12 protein-coding genes are annotated in these 14541 nt (G+C 38.8%); 8 read left to right on the forward strand and 4 right to left on the reverse strand.

Translation table 11 applies throughout. The features are described from left to right. The first annotated feature begins 39 nt into the window (after positions 1-39). From A8B79_RS09305 to A8B79_RS09320, 3 genes are all read left to right on the forward strand, one after another. The gene (locus A8B79_RS09305) at positions 40-630 is read left to right on the forward strand and encodes a CDP-alcohol phosphatidyltransferase family protein (protein WP_066221447.1); all 591 of its coding nucleotides are present in this window, start codon (positions 40-42) and stop codon (positions 628-630) included. A 3-nt stretch (positions 631-633) separates the two neighbouring features. Then, on the forward strand, positions 634-1587 hold the full coding sequence (gene ftsY, locus A8B79_RS09310; protein ID WP_066221450.1) for a signal recognition particle-docking protein FtsY: 954 nt from the start codon (positions 634-636) through the stop codon (positions 1585-1587). 197 nt (positions 1588-1784) lie between these two features. Then, entirely contained in the window at positions 1785-4718 is a 2934-nt protein-coding gene (locus A8B79_RS09320) for a CHAT domain-containing protein (protein ID WP_161485159.1), read from the forward strand. Between the two features lie 54 nt (positions 4719-4772). Here the strand turns inward: A8B79_RS09320 and A8B79_RS09325 are convergent, their stop codons facing one another. Both A8B79_RS09325 and A8B79_RS09330 read right to left on the reverse strand, forming a co-directional pair. After that, positions 4773-6395 carry a M28 family peptidase gene (locus A8B79_RS09325; protein ID WP_066221458.1) on the reverse strand — a complete coding sequence of 541 codons (1623 nt, stop codon included), beginning with the start codon at positions 6393-6395 and terminating at the stop codon, positions 4773-4775. A 15-nt stretch (positions 6396-6410) separates the two neighbouring features. Beyond that, entirely contained in the window at positions 6411-7151 is a 741-nt protein-coding gene (locus tag A8B79_RS09330) for a segregation and condensation protein A (RefSeq protein ID WP_066221461.1), read from the reverse strand. Positions 7152-7240: 89 nt separating this feature from the next. On the opposite strand from A8B79_RS09330, the gene A8B79_RS09335 reads away from it, so the two are divergent. Both A8B79_RS09335 and A8B79_RS09340 read left to right on the forward strand, forming a co-directional pair. Then, positions 7241-7786: an RNA polymerase sigma factor gene (locus A8B79_RS09335; protein WP_066221464.1), complete on the forward strand. Its 546-nt coding sequence runs from the start codon at positions 7241-7243 to the stop codon at positions 7784-7786. Between the two features lie 84 nt (positions 7787-7870). Further along, a complete protein-coding gene (locus A8B79_RS09340) occupies positions 7871-8668 on the forward strand; it encodes a tetratricopeptide repeat protein (RefSeq protein ID WP_066221466.1) in 798 nt (265 codons plus the stop codon). A gap of 4 nt (positions 8669-8672) precedes the next feature. Here the strand turns inward: A8B79_RS09340 and ppk1 are convergent, their stop codons facing one another. After that, positions 8673-10913 (reverse strand): polyphosphate kinase 1, encoded by a 2241-nt coding sequence (ppk1, locus tag A8B79_RS09345; RefSeq protein WP_066222841.1) that lies wholly within the window; start codon positions 10911-10913, stop codon positions 8673-8675. A gap of 86 nt (positions 10914-10999) precedes the next feature. Between ppk1 and ruvB the strand changes: the two genes are divergently transcribed. Both ruvB and metK read left to right on the forward strand, forming a co-directional pair. Then, complete coding sequence (gene ruvB / locus A8B79_RS09350; protein ID WP_082894130.1) at positions 11000-12016, forward strand: Holliday junction branch migration DNA helicase RuvB; 1017 nt, start codon at positions 11000-11002, stop codon at positions 12014-12016. A 76-nt stretch (positions 12017-12092) separates the two neighbouring features. Then, positions 12093-13217, forward strand: coding sequence for a methionine adenosyltransferase (gene metK / locus A8B79_RS09355; RefSeq protein WP_066221472.1), 1125 nt, complete (start codon positions 12093-12095; stop codon positions 13215-13217). An 87-nt stretch (positions 13218-13304) separates the two neighbouring features. On the opposite strand, the gene A8B79_RS09360 is transcribed toward metK, so the two are convergent. Then, complete coding sequence (locus A8B79_RS09360; protein WP_066221475.1) at positions 13305-13685, reverse strand: transposase; 381 nt, start codon at positions 13683-13685, stop codon at positions 13305-13307. A gap of 393 nt (positions 13686-14078) precedes the next feature. Here A8B79_RS09360 and A8B79_RS09365 point away from each other — a divergent pair, with 393 nt between their 5' ends. Next, positions 14079-14492: a hypothetical protein gene (locus A8B79_RS09365; RefSeq protein ID WP_066221479.1), complete on the forward strand. Its 414-nt coding sequence runs from the start codon at positions 14079-14081 to the stop codon at positions 14490-14492. Positions 14493-14541: the final 49 nt, after the last annotated feature.

Here is a 14541-nt window from a genome sequence, read left to right on the forward strand (position 1 = left end):
TGAGCGTACCTTTCAATATTAACAGATAATACGTACTACTTGGTTGATCAAAAAAACATAGATGGCAAAACAGTTCAAGTTTCCGGAAGGGTTTTCACACTTTCGAATCTGATTTCTTTTTCCCGCTTTTTGGTAGCGATTCCGGTTATTTATCTGCACATCCAAAATGATTACCAATATGATGCTACCATCATTGTTTTAATTTTATATGCCGGTATTTCTGATTACCTAGACGGACTTGTAGCACGTAAAACCAATACCGTTTCTGAAGTTGGCAAAATGATCGATCCTATTTCGGATAAATTATGCGCCGCTGCTCTGTTTATTTATACTGTTTGGTTAGGATGGGTTCCGCCTTGGTTTCTTATTCTGAATGTGTTCAGAGATTCTTTTATTATGATCGGCTCTTCTTTTATCAAGATAAAGTATGGAAAAGTTGCCATGTCCATTTTGTCCGGTAAAATTGCCGTTAATGTTCTTGCCCTTTATTGGCTTGCTGTTTTCTTTTTCAGAGATGCAGAACAGGTTCATAATTGGCTACTTTATATCTGTACATTTATCATGATATATTCATTTTTTGACTATTTTAATCGCTATCGCAAAATAATGCGGGGAGCAAAATTTAACTGATCTATGGGATTACTTGATAAACTTGGTTTTAAGAAAAAAGAAACTTTAGACAAAGGTGTTGAAAAAAGCAGGGAGGGGATTCTTAATAAACTTGGGCGTGCTTTTGTTGGGAAAGACCAAGTTGATGACGAAACACTCGACGACCTTGAAGAAATTCTGATCACTTCTGATGTCGGGGTGCATACTACCTTGGAGATCATTAAAAGAATTGAGGCTCGCGTAGCTAAAGACAAATTTGTAACGCAGGCAGAGCTTCAGACAATGCTCCGCGAAGAAATTGTAAACCTGCTAAAAGACAATGATTCGGACAAGCCTGCTGAGTTCGATGCAAACTTCCCGGTTAAACCACATGTTGTTTTAGTAGTTGGTGTGAACGGTGTTGGTAAAACTACTACCATTGGAAAACTTGCAAATCTGTATAAAAAAGCCGGCAAAAAAGTTCTTCTTGGCGCAGCTGATACTTTCCGTGCTGCTGCCGTAGATCAACTCATTATTTGGAGCGAACGAGCGGATGTGCCCATAGTTCAACAAGGTCAGGATGCGGACCCTGCTTCCGTTGCTTTTGATACCGTTTCCTCCGGCAAATCCCGTGGCTCTGATATTGTTTTGGTTGACACCGCAGGCCGGCTGCATAACAAAAAGGCGTTAATGGATGAGCTCACCAAAATTAAAAGGGTGATGGGCAAAGTTGTTGATGGAGCTCCACATGAAGTAATTCTTGTACTGGATGCTTCCACTGGTCAAAATGCCATGCAACAAGCTAAAGCTTTTACAGAAGCAGTAGATATAACGGGACTGGCTTTAACAAAACTTGATGGCACTGCAAAGGGTGGAATTGTAATCGGTATTTCCAATGAGTTGAGTGTACCTGTTAAGTACATCGGGCTTGGCGAAAAAATTGAAGATCTTCAGGTTTTTGACCGGGCTAATTTCGTAAATGCACTATTTGGAGAATAAAGAGCCCGCCAAACTAACAGGCTCTTTATTTGTATTTAACTTACTTTTCATCGCCGGTTCCGGACTCCGGATTAGATGGTCCTTCTGGTTTGCCATCACCATCAGGCATGTTGAATTTTTCTTTGGTTGATATTCTGTAATTCATTGTACTCCGTTTATTTTTTGGTTGTATGGAAACAACAAAATATATTCGATGTATGCTACAACCTCTTGTAAATAACCTAAAAAAGAAGTGCTTTTTAATTGCCCTGATATCTGTGCTTTTTTTTCCTTCTGTTTCCATTTCGCAGTACGCAAATGTTGAGAATGACTCGCTGTTGATTTTAGGAAATGAAGTATATAGAAAGGGAAATTACCCCGGGGCAGAAGATATTTACAGAAAGGCATTAGACAAATATCAAAACAATAAGGATAATAAAGAATGGATTATTTCTGCGGTTGGTTATGGAGCGTCCTTACTTGATCAGGGGGATAATAGAAAAGGGTCGGAATGGATTTTTAAAGCAGACTCCGTATTAAACAACAAAATCCCGTTTGAGCTTAAAGCTTATGTTAAAAGCAATGTTGGCTGGGCGTATAAGCGTTTAAGAAACTTTGATAAATCCAGCTTGAATTATAAAGCCGCTCTTGATTTTGCTGCGGAGTCCGGTGATCAATACAGAATTGCACAAGTAAGCAATTCTCTTTCACTGCTACAATATCAGCTGGGCTATTATGATGATGCCATTAAATATGGCAGGGTAGCCGTTCAGAGTTTTGAACAAATTGACGATCCCTTTTTATTATCTATTTCTTACAGAAACCTTGCTTCTGCTTATGAAGCTTTGGGCTTTACTGAGGAGGCGGAAGAAAGCCTCATCAAATCTTACAATACAACGCTAAGAACTCAGAATGCTGATCTTACATCAACAGTTCATTACTATTTAGGATCATTTTATCACAGGACAGGAAGTTATGATAAAGCCTTAGCTAATTATTCAAAATATCTTACCTATGTAAAAGAAGTTGGCGATGTGCCATTTATTACTCCTGCATATACATTTGTTGCTTCCGTTTATCAATCGCTTGGTGAATTTGAAAATGCATTGGAGTATTACAACGAAAGCGTAAGGCTAGCCAATCTAAATAATATTGGTACTTCAGTCAAAACCAGATTAAACATTGCCTTTTGCTATCAAAAGCTTGAGGAGCTTGATTTAGCGAGATCACTTTACAACAAGATTTTATCAGAGCAAATCAAGAATGACAATACTTTTGATGCTATAGAAATTTATCTAAGGTTTGCTGAGCTTGAGCATGAAACAGGAAACTTTACAGAAGCTCTTTCCTATGCAGAAAAAGCTTCTGATCTTTCGCAAGGAACAGAGTCAAAGCAATTAAAAGCCAAGTCTTACGCTTCACTTTCCAAAGCTCATCTTGCATTAAATAATACCGATCTTGCTCTGGATTATTCTAAAAGAGCTTATCAAATCGCCTCTGTATTTAAAGGATACAGATTGGCTTCTTATACCGCTTCGTTAGCAAAAGCGTTTTATCAAGCCCAAAGTGACAGCGCTTTTTATTATACTGATTTAGCTTTTGCCGAAATAGAAAGGGAGCAAAGTTCCGTTTATGGAGAAAATCTTGAATCAGGTGTTTTTAGTAATTATGCTGACTTTTATGACGAGATTGCATATTGGTATTTAGAACAAAAGAACGACATATATAAAGCTTTTGAAATAACTGAACGTGGCAGGGCGCGCGTGCTGCTGGAACGGCTTTCTTTTTCTGAATCAGATCTCCAAAATGTAGTTGAAGACACTACCCTGATTGCATTAAGACAAAAAGAAAAAAATATAGACAAGCTCTATCGGCAAATTGAAAATTCGAAAGATGAACTATCAGTATCAAAGCTGAAAAGTGAACTTAGTGAATTGGAATTTCAGTATCAGTCTTTCACAAACGAACTTCATTTAAAGTATCCGAAGCTTCGCGCCTTTAATGAACTTGAAACTATCAAAATTCCAGAAATTCAAAATTCACTCTCTGCCGAAGACGCTTTGATTGAGTATATGTTTACTGATCATCGATTAATAATATTCAGGATTACGAAAGATGATGCAGATTACACTTCAGTTGAAATAGATTCCGGATCTCCCAAAAACCATCTCTCCGGATTGGTTTCAGATTTTAGAACTGCAATTCAGGAAAAGTCAGCTTTAGACCTTATCGGCAAAAGATCGCAATCTCTTTTTGATCTTCTTCTGAAACCCCTATCAGATAAGCTGGATGGAATTAATAACCTTCTGATCGTCCCTTCAAAATCACTTTCTCTTTTACCGTTTGATGCGTTATATATCAATAATTCTTTTTTAATTGAAAAATTTAGCATCAAGTATCTTCCTTCTTCTACCATCTATAAATACATCGAACCTCCTCACAGAACAACTTCTCGAGAGCTCTTTGCTGTAGCCGGTTCCGGACTAAATGGCTCAACATCTCAAACTAAAAATTACTCTTCCTTGCCTTCAACCATTCTGGAAGTAGATGCCATTTCAAAAGAATTTATTGATGTTCTGACATTAAAAGATCAGGAAGTCAGCGAATCAAAAATTAAGAGTTCGCCTTTAAATGAATTCCGTTATCTCCATTTCGCAACTCATGGAAATGTTAATGAGTTAAATCCCCAGCAAAGCGGATTAATAATTTCTGAATTAGTTGAGTCTGAAGGGGCTTTTCAAGAGGATGGCTATCTGAACAGTAAGGAAATTTCTTCGTTAACTTTCAATGCAGATCTGGTGGTTTTAAGTGCTTGTAATACCGCTGTTGGAAAGATTATCAGCGGTGAAGGTCTTCATGGATTACAGCGGTCTTTTTTCAAAGCCGGTGCCTCTTCTGTTGTTGTTAGTCTATGGAGTGTTTATGACAATAGCACGGCGTCTTTTATGGGGTCTTTTTATAAAAATTTAAGTCGCCTTGAGAAAGAAGAAATCGGGTTATGGAACAAATTTAAATTGTTCTTTGATCTGTACGAGCCTCCAATGTTTGGCTATAAAGAAAATGCTCTTCATATGGCTAAAAAAGAATTGCTAGATCACCCTTATTATAATCACCCGGTATATTGGGCTCCCTTCATAATGATCGGTAAATAAAAAACCCTCAAAGTTTTTGTTTGAGGGTTTTAAAATTGCTTAAAAACGTACCGTTTAGTTGCGTGCCTGAGCTTGTGTTTTCTCAATAAAGGCCTGATTGTCAACTGCAGGTCTTTCGCTGGAATTGGCAATCATTGCGGTTGTAGTATAGATTAGTTGTGTTCTTTTTGTAAGAGCTTCCCATTCTATTTTTTCAATCGAATCTGATGGTCGGTGATAATCAGCGTGCACTCCGTTAAAGAAGAAAATGAAAGGAATTCCCAATCTTCCAAAATTCCAATGATCGCTTCTTCTGTAAAACTGATTCGGGTCTTCAAGATCATTGTATCTATTGCTCAGGTCAAGATTTACGGTAGCTTCATTTGCACTTCTGAGTAAGCTATCTAAACCTGATGAAATTATCTCGCCACCAATTACATAGATGTAATCTTTATTTTCTTCATGTTCTTTATCCACACGACCGATCATATCCACATTTATGTTGGCAACGGTATTTTCGATCGGATAGATTGGATGATCTGAATAGTATCGTGAACCCAGTAATCCTTTTTCTTCTCCGGAAACATGTAAAAACAGCACGCTTCTTTTTGGACCGGCTCCGGCTTTTTTAGCAGCAACCATTGCTTGTGCTGTGCTTAAAAGTCCAACAGTACCACTTCCGTCGTCATCAGCGCCGTTGTAAATGGTATCTCCGGTTGAATCCGGTCTTCCGATACCTACGTGATCATGATGTGCACTCAATACAACCACTTCATCTTTCAATAATGGATCACTTCCTTCTAAAAAAGCGGCGATATTTGATGCAACAACTGTATTCTCACTTATCGACACATCATGTGATAACGTGTATTCCAGTTCCATTGGCTTAAAGTCAGAAGCGTTTGCTTTGATCTCTTCACTCATGTCCACTAATTCACTTACACTTGCTTTGCCCAACATTTTAGCTGCTAATTCAGGGTTTACTCTGTTCCAGGCAGCAGATCTTGAACTACTGTTGTTTTGCAAGTATGCTAATGATAATCGACCGGCCGAGCCTATTCTGGATTGAGCTTGTTCAGCGTTCTGAATAAATCCTTCCGGATTGTTTTGATCCATGATCATTATCACACCGGCTGCCCCTTTGCCAGATAATGTTTGCAGAGCTCTTTGATTGGTAAGTTGTCGATCAAAAAATACCATCACCCATTTATCTGCTACAACTTCAGGAAGCTGGTTTGTTGCTTCATTACTGATCCCAAATCCAGCGAAAATTATTTCTCCACTTACATCATCAGAACCACCAAAAATAGTAACGAAATCGCCGGTAGCTTCTTTAGTTACTGCGGTCTCGCTAATTAAACTTCCTTCATTATCTGTTACTGTATAATTATAACTATCAATAACCGGAGCGCTTAAATCGTAATTCTGCTCAAAGGTTCCGTTATCTCCAACAGGTGTAAGGCCGATTTCTTTATATCTTTCAGTAATATAGTTTGTGGCTTTTTTAATGCCTTCTTCTCCTGTCTCGCGACCTTCAAATTCATCGCTGGCAATTATTGTTAGATCTGACTTTAAACCATCTACGGTTATGGTTTTATCAAAATCATGTATGCTGGCCGAGGGAAGGGTTGTTGTTTCTTTTGATCCGCTGCACCCGGCTACAGCAACGACCAATACTAAGTATATTATTTTCTTCATCTTTATTTTTTGTTGTTATGCACTAATTATTTCATCAACCGGCTTCAAGTCTAAGTAAAAGTCGGTGGGGTCTTCTTCGATAAATAAATTTATTTGTTGCTCTTTTATCATTTCTAATATTGCAAGAAAGGTAACAACTATTACTACCCTATTTGTTAACACTTTGCAAAGAGTTGCAAACGATTGTCTTCCTGACTTGGCAAGACTATTAAGTACAAATTCTGACTGCTCTTCAATCGTTGTTTCAACCTTATTTACTTTATGAACGATCCTTTGGCGCTCTAGATCTGTTAAAACTTTTCTGAATGCTGAAATAAGATCGAATAATGTAACATCTTTGAGCGCTTCACCAGACGCTTGTTGATCTACATCATCAACTTCAGGGTATCCTCGTTTATACCGCTTTCTGGTTTCTTCATCTATATCAGCCATTTTAACCGCCATCTCTTTGTAGCGCTTATATTCCAGAAGTTTCTGAACTAATTCGTATCTGGGATCGGTTTCGTCTATCTCGTCGTTTTCATCCTCTTCTCTCGGTAGCATCATTTTTGCCTTTATAGACATTAACATGCTTGCCATAAGAATGAATTCACTCGCTACATCAAGATCTAATTCTTCCATCAGGTTAACATACTCAAGGTACTGTTGAGTGATATATGAGATCGGAATATCATAAATATCCAGCTCATCTCTCTTGATAAAAAAGAGCAACAGATCTAATGGCCCTTCAAAGTTATTTAGTTGTACTCTATACACAGTCGGAAACTAAGTGGTTATAAATTAAAATTCTCCATTTTCTTTTTCCAAATCTCGCTTATTTTATAGTAACCATTTGATACTAACCCATGAATTATTCAAACTTTGTAACTGCTGTCCAAAATGATGACCAAAAATCATTGAAGGAGCACTATGAAGTTCTCACAAAAGTTCTGTGCAAATTCTTATTGGTTAGAATGGATGCCGCGCCTGAAGATGCAAAGGATTCTGCTCAAAATGCCATTATGTTTGCGGTTGAAAAAATAAAAACAGATGAGCTGAACCATCCCGATCGGATCATTAATTATCTTTTTGCAACAGCAAAGCACGACTACTTGAAGCATCAAAACAAACAAAAAGAAGTTAACTACGATCAAGTTCCTGACTCTCATTCAGAGGAGCCCGATCAATTGGAAAACCTTTTAACTGAAGAGCGTCAGAGTATACTGGAACGCTGCTTTACGGAATTGAAAGCTAAACAAAAGTCCTTCATATCATACTGGTTTGACAACCCTGACAGCGAAGCTTCTGTTGTTGCAGATCATTTTGGAATAAGCATTAATAATGCATGGACAAAAAAACATCGTATCATTCAGGTGCTTAATGAGTGTTTTAAAAAAAATATTAACAAATAATGTAAGGAATGCCCTCTGAAACTGTCTTACTGTTCAGAAGGTCCAATGTATTAGAAATACATTGGTTAATAATTTAGGTTCATTATGGAAAGTTCAAGAGATCAGGATATTTATAAAAAGATAGATGCTTATGTGAAAGGCACATTAAGCAATAATGAGATTGATGCATTATGGGTGGAGTTTGCTAAAGATCCTGAATTATTAGATCGTTTAGAGCTAGAAGTCTCGTTAAAAAAAATTTTAGCTGAAAAGATCAAAACCAAAAAGAAGCCCGTTACGCCTAAACCGCTTCCAACTTGGATATGGCACGCTTCAGCGGCAGCAACTATTCTAATTGTAGCAATGGTGCAGCTTTTCAGAATTGAAACACCTACCGATCTGAATGAATTTATTGTCAATAGTATCCCGACCGACCAGATTGAAGTTGCCGATGGTCTTCGCTCTCAGGAGTTCGGTATAAGTAGCGCAGACTCTCTTCTTAATTTAGGTTTTGCTGCAATTTCTTCCGGAGATGATGAAAAGGCGTTAGAACTTTTTAGTAAGGTGATTTCCTCCTATGATGAAGAGCCATATGCCTCAAAAGCTTTCTTAAATCGTGGAATTATACATTACAATGATGGAAATTATCAGGCTTCCATAGAAAATTTTGAAGAAGCCGCTTCCCGTGCTGCTGATAACAGAATGATTGCTGAAAAAGCATTTTGGTATCTTGGCAATGCGTATGTAAACATTGGGGAGTTTGAAAAAGCATTAACAGCTGTAGGTGAAGCTTATAACCGTGATGGCATATTCAGAAAATCTGCCTTTGTTCTCTATCGAAAGCTTAGTTACGATCTGGGCAAAGTTGATCTAGAAGATGAAGAGGGAACATCTTCTAATTAACCTGTTAACCAACCATTGGTATCGGGCTTTCTGAATCCTGAGTATGATTCATTAGCACTTTATGCGTTGATACTTTCCGCGTTCCCTTTGGTCTTGGAACCTTATCGTATGTTCCATCTTCATTTAACGTCCAGCGTTGCATATTGTCTCTCAAATATACACTGATAATGAATTGAAGGTATTTTTTGAGTTTTGGTGCTTCAATAGGCGTTAAAGCTTCTACCCGTGCATCAAGATTTCTGTGCATCCAGTCTGCTGAGCCAATATAGTATAAATGCTCCTCAGCATGACTGAAGTAAAATATTCTGGAATGCTCCAGAAATCTTCCAATTACGGAATGAACCTTAATATTCTCACTCAATCCGGGTTTTCCCGGGATCAGTCTGCACACTCCACGTACTAACAGATCGATCTGTACACCGGCTTCAGATGCTTCATAAAGCTTCTGTATGATCATCGGGTCCTCCATGCTGTTCATCTTTGCGATGATCCTGGCCGGGCGCCCTTCTTTTGCTTCCTTAGTTTCAAACTCAATAAGTTCTGTTACCTGCTTTCTCAGATGCTTGGGCGCTACCATCAATTTTTCGAATGTTTGATCCGGTGCATATCCCGTCAACAAATTAAAAATATCTGTTACATCAGACGCTATAACTTCATCGCAAGTAAATAAACCAAGATCTTCATAAAGCTGAGCCGTATCGGGGTGATAGTTTCCTGTTCCAAGATGACAATAGGTTCTTAATCCATCAGCTTCTTCCCGCACTACCATAGTAACCTTGGTATGTATTTTTAAACCGGGAATTCCATAAGCAACATGAACTCCATAATTCTCAAGTTTCTGAGCCCACGTAATATTTCTTTCTTCATCAAACCGCGCTTTGATCTCAACTAACACTGCAACCTGTTTCCCTTCTTCGGCAGCATTCATTAACGAATGCATAAGCGGTGAATCTTTGGAGGTTCTGTATAGTGTTTGTTTTATTGCCAGAACCTTTGGGTCTTTTGCGGCTTCATCTATAAACCTTTGAGTAGTAAGAGCAAAACTATGGTAAGGATGATGAACCATAAAATCCCCATCCCGAATGATCTTAAAAAAGCTGGGAGCTTCTTCATCCAATTCGTGCTTTAAGGCAGGATGTAAAACCGGCGTCCATGAACGACTTTTTAATCTTGGGTATCCGGAAAGCATGGATATCTGCATAGCATCCACCAATCCAATAGTGCCTTTCATTTCATAGACATCATTCCAGTTTATATTCAAATTCTTGAGCAAGTACTTTTTAATATGCTTTGGCATATCTGCTTCCAGCTCCATCCTCACTATCTCTGAAAATTTCCTTTCTCTGAGCTCATCTTCAATAGTTTCCAATAGGTCATCAGCTTCTTCTTCCTCTCGTTCAACAGATGCGTTTCTTGTAACCCTGAACATATGAGCTGAAATAACTTTCATACCCGGGAAAAACTGATCTATCTTTACTCTTATCAGATCTTCAATAGGAACCAGAATTATTTTATTTCCCCTGCGATGAACTTGTATTAACCTCGGGCGGTTTGCCGGAATTTTAATTCGGGCGAAGTGTTTTTCTTTATTCCTTGGATTTTCAAGCTCTACTGCAAATGATAAACTCTGATTTGATATAAAAGGGAATGGGTGTGATTCATCCACCGCCAATGGTGTCACAATTGGATATATCTGCTTCTGGAAAAACCGATCGCTTACCTTCTTTTGGTAATTGGTAAGCTCAGAATATGCTTTGATCTTAATTCCTTTTTCTGCCATTGCAGGAACCAGATCATTGAAAAAGCACCCTCTGTAGGCTTCGATCATTTTCAGTACTTCTTGCCGAATCTCTTTTAACTGATCAGATGCCGACATTCCATCCACAGAAAGTGTTTTAACGCCTGCCAACTGTTGACGCTTTAGCCCACCAACTCTTTTCTGAAAAAACTCATCCAGGTTAGAACAGACTATACCAATGAATTTTATTCTCTCGAGCAGTTTATTCTTAGGATTAAGAGCTTCTGCCAAAACCCTTTCATTGAATTTCAACCAACTTAACTCGTAATTAAAGAAATACTCCGAACCATAAATTTTCAAACTGCTTGAACTCAGATCTTTGTGCAATCCTTTCTCCTTCAGAATTTCATTCTTCTTTAAATTTGCCAATTTCTTACCGCGCTTCTTTTTTTGATTCTCAATTGGATCAAAATCGAGCTTATCCGGGGAGAAAGAATTGTATTTCATAGCTTCTTCCAAAATTCAATGCGCATTTCGATTATAAACTAAGTATAATTCTATTAAGTTAGTGTAAACATATTTACCGAAATTCTGTGCATAATCCTCTGCTAAATCCTGAGCAAAAAGAAGACGTTTTCGAAAACTCTGTACGCCCGTCCAGTTTGGATGAGTTTATCGGCCAGAAGAAAATAATATCCAACCTTGAGGTATTTATAAAAGCTGCCAAACAACGCGGCGACGCTCTAGATCATGTAATTCTTTCCGGTCCTCCGGGATTAGGAAAAACTACATTATCACATATTATCGCACAGGAAATGAATGTGAATATCCGACCAACAACGGGGCCTGTTCTCGAAAAACCGGGCGACCTGGCCGGAATGCTTACAAATTTAGAAGATGGAGATGTACTATTTATAGATGAGATCCATCGACTAAATCCGGTTATTGAAGAATATCTCTATTCCGCTATGGAGGATTTTAAACTGGATATCGTAATTGATTCCGGTCCCAATGCGCGAAGCATTCAAATCGAATTGAGCCGGTTCACTTTAGTTGGCGCAACCACCAGAAAAGGTATGCTTACTGCTCCATTGCGAGCTCGTTTCGGAATTGATATGCGATTGGATTATTACGAAGTGGAACTGTTACATAACATCGCGCTTCGCACAGCCGGTATTTTGAATTTCGGGATCACGGATGAAGGCGCTTACGAAATTGCCCGCAGAAGTCGGGGAACTCCACGGATCGTGAATAAGCTTTTACGCCGTACCCGTGATTTTGCGCAGGTTGAAAATCTCAAAGAGATCGACAAAAAGATCGCAGATAAAGCACTTAACGCGCTTGATGTGGATGCAAACGGACTGGATGATATGGACATTAGAATGCTACGCGCCATAATTGAAAATTACAGCGGTGGTCCCGTAGGTTTGGGCACGCTTGGAGTTGCCGTTGGTGAAGACAAGGGAACCATTGAAGAAGTTTACGAACCTTTTTTAATTCAGGAAGGGTTTTTACAACGAACCCCGAAAGGCAGAGTCGCTACCGCAAAAGCTTATCAGTATTTAGGAATTGATAGAAAGGCCAGTGATAAGGATTTATTCGATTCTTAAGCTTTATTAAAGAATAAATCTTCTTACCTTTTCTGCGCTTCGTAACCGAAAGAACCTTACTCAATAAAATACAAGAATGAAGAATTTATTTACCTCAGAGTCAGTATCAGAAGGGCATCCGGATAAAGTTGCCGATCAAATTTCAGACGCCATTCTGGATGCCATGTTAGATCAGGATCCGGAATCAAGAGTAGCTGTTGAAACCCTTGTAACCACCGGTTTAGCTGTAGTTTCTGGAGAAGTTACTACTGATGCCTATGTTGATGTTCAGGAAATAGTAAGAGAAGTCATAAAAGAGATCGGGTATACGAAAGCATCCTATCGTTTTGACTCTGAAAGTTGCGGAGTACTCTCCACCATCCATACACAAAGTCCTGATATTGCCCAGGGAGTAGACAGAGAAGGAGCCGGTGATCAGGGAATGATGTTTGGTTACGCCAATAAAGAAACTCCGGAGTACATGCCGATGCCGCTTCAGTTTTCTCATGATCTTTTGAGAGAATTAGCTCGTATTCGTAAAAAAACAGACCTGATGCCGTATCTGGGACCGGATAATAAAAGTCAGGTTACCATTGAATACGATGATGCCGGAAAGCCAAAAAGAATCCATACCATCGTTCTTTCCACCCAACATGATGAAGGTGTTGAGCAGTCACAAATTCACGAAGACATAAAGAATATTCTTATCAAGAATGTGATTCCTTCCGAACTCATTGATGATGAAACCATTTATCATGTAAATCCAACAGGCAAGTTTGTAATAGGCGGACCACATGGAGATACCGGATTAACCGGTCGCAAAATTATTGTAGACACTTATGGAGGATTCGGAGCACACGGTGGTGGAGCTTTTTCCGGAAAAGATCCTTCGAAAGTGGATAGAAGTGCCGCCTACGCATCCCGACATATTGCCAAAAATGTAGTAGCCGCAGGTTTGGCTGATGAGTGCCTTGTTCAATTGGCGTATGCCATTGGTGTTGCAGAACCTGTTTCCATTAATGTGAACAGTTACGGAACCGGAAAAATGAGTGATCCTGAATTGGCTAACTTGGTTGCGCAGACTTTTGATTGTACTCCGAAAGGAATTATCTCTCGTTTTGATCTGAAACGACCGATCTATAAACCAACCGCGGCTTATGGTCATTTCGGAAGAGAAGAATTCCCGTGGGAGAAACTAGATTTTGTAGATAAGTTGGGGTGATTTCCATACAGGATTGGGTTATCAATGACATCCCTCGTATTGTTCAAAGAACCGTTTGGTGACGGATGATTTGTATCCCCGAATGATTTACCCAATATTGTTTGATGGTGATTCAAATTTGGATTTATAAAATGAATTATTGATTCCAATTTTATTACGTAGGGGCGAATCGCGATTCGCCCCTACGATTGGGTTTTTATCAATAATTTCGATAATCTCATGAACATGATTCGGCATAATCACAAATGCATCCAAATTTATATTGTCACGAATGGCTTCTGTTTTAAACCATTCATTCCTTACAACCACCCCGAAATCATTCAGGTGCATTTTGCCATCAATTACATCGCCAAAAATACGTTGCATATTTTGAGTACAAATGGTGATGAAATAATATCCCGGGCTAGAATAATCATAACCCTGCAAACGCATGGATCGTCGGTTTGCCAATTTCTTCTGCTTCATCATACACAGTTAGACAGATTGAGGCCGGATTCCTTACAAAAAATATCCCCGAGGTTTTTCCAGATGTGCTTTGCGGATGATTTATTGGGTTTGCATTCCATGTAGGGGCGATTCATGAATCGCCCCTACATGGAATATGCAATGGCCACACTGAATGTGTATAGAAATCCGGGCTCACTTTTTGTTTCCTGTTCATTGCCCGTATCTGGGGTTACCATCGACATCCCTCGGATTGTCCAAAGAACCCTTTGGACAATCGTCTCCCTTCGAAGGGAGAATTTGTGCCGAATGTATTAGTCCCTGCTATCTGAACTCTCAGATGTGTATTTTTGATGTATTCAGGAATTACACACAAATAAACTGTACGGATAATATTATGTTAGGTGGCTTAACAAAATGAAAGGTTTAAACAACGATATTACTTTTTCACAGTGCAAAGAAATCTTTCATATGTCTGGTCCATGGATGGGTACACTTAATTGGAAAAGAACATTTGAGATCAAATCTATAATGATGGATTCCGTTTTTACTGAAAGGAATACCGAACGGATTTATTTCATCCGTTGCAATATGCCAACCAATAAACGTAATGACGTCTATTTTTCACTTTGTTTCATTGAAATCGAAACCGAAAAAGCATTTGAAGTCCAACAAAAACTCCCTTCTACTTCATTGCCAGAAATTACTACTATGTATAAAAATGATAATGTTGTTCTTGTCCAATTTCACAATAAAGAATTTGTCATCGATACTACTGAAGCCTTGCTCAAACCCTTAATGAATGAAATTATCCAAAGTAAATCGAAATAAAATCGCTTCGCCACCTAACAAGCGTTTCAAGCGGACTCGGGAAGTGGCT

Origin of the sequence: Balneola sp. EhC07, from assembly GCF_001650905.1 — a bacterium.
Classification (GTDB): Bacteria; Bacteroidota; Rhodothermia; order Balneolales; family Balneolaceae; genus Balneola.